General features: G+C 72.3%; 2 protein-coding genes. Both read left to right on the forward strand.

The window, feature by feature from the left end; genetic code table 11:
* Positions 1 to 706, forward strand: a 706-nt coding sequence (locus tag ACTS11_RS00930; RefSeq protein WP_442638478.1) for an FAD-dependent oxidoreductase, incomplete at its 5' end; no start/stop codon positions are given.
* A gap of 82 nt (positions 707 to 788) precedes the next feature.
* Positions 789 to 1,046, forward strand: a complete 258-nt coding sequence (locus ACTS11_RS00935; protein ID WP_442638479.1) for a hypothetical protein — start codon at positions 789 to 791, stop codon at positions 1,044 to 1,046.
* The last annotated feature ends 60 nt before the right edge of the window (positions 1,047 to 1,106 follow it).

The following is a 1,106-nucleotide window of genomic DNA, read 5'->3' on the forward strand; positions in this document are numbered from 1 at the left end:
CGCGCGCCACGACGCGGTCGCCTGGGGCTACGCGCGGGCCTGTTCCGACATGGGCATGGACATCATCCAGCAGACCGAGGTGACGGGCGTGCGCCGCGCCGCCGGCCGGGTCCTGGGCGTCGAGACCACGAAGGGCTTCATCGGCTGCGGCAGCCTCGGCATCGTGGTCGCGGGCCATTCCGGCGTCATGGCCGAGCGCGCGGGCTTCCGCCTGCCGATCGAATCGACCGCGCTCCAGGCCCTCGTCTCCGAGCCGATCAAGCCCTGCATGGACGTGGTCGTGATGGCCAACACCGTGCACGGCTACATGAGCCAGTCCGACAAGGGCGAGATGGTCATCGGCGGCGGCGCTGACGGGCGCAACGACTATACCCAGCGCGGCTCCTTCCACCATGTCGAGGAGACGGTGCGCGCGCTCGTCGAGACCTTTCCGATCATCTCGCGGCTGAAGATGCTGCGCTGGTGGGGCGGCATCGTCGACATGACCGGCGACCGCTCGCCGATCATCTCGAAGACGCCCGTGGACGGGATCTTCGTCAATTGCGGCTGGGGCACGGGCGGGTTCAAGGCGATCCCGGGCTCGGGCTGGGCGATGGCGGAACTGATGGCCAAGGGCCACTCGCCGCTCGCCGCCGAGTTCTCGCTCGACCGCTTCCGCGAGGGCCGCTTCATCGACGAAAGCGTGGCCGCGGGGGTGGCGCATTGATGCTCCGCCCCGCGACCGACCGGAACCGGCCCCGCTCCCCCCGCGTTCCCCCTCTGGACGCAGCGACCGGAGGCCCGGAGCCATGGCAGACCGCAAGCCGACCCGAGGCGAGCGCACGGACTCGCCGGGCTACACGCCCGATGCCGACCGCCGCCCGATCGGCCGGGGCGACCGCCGCCGCGCGGGCGCGCTCGGCGGCTTCCTCGTCTTCGCGCTTCCCGTGCTCATCCTCGCCGTCGCCTTCTTCATGTGGTGGAGCCGGATCGGCCTCGACGGGCCCGCGGTCGACGCGCCCGCCGTCGTCCCGGCCGAGGACGCGGCCCCTCCCGCCACGGAGTGACGCCGCCCGCCGTCCGGCGCGCGCCCCTGTCCTTCATCTTTCCTCAAATCCGCCCGGGGG

Source organism: Roseicyclus sp., assembly GCF_052168335.1.
In the GTDB taxonomy this organism is placed as follows: domain Bacteria; phylum Pseudomonadota; class Alphaproteobacteria; order Rhodobacterales; family Rhodobacteraceae; genus Roseibacterium.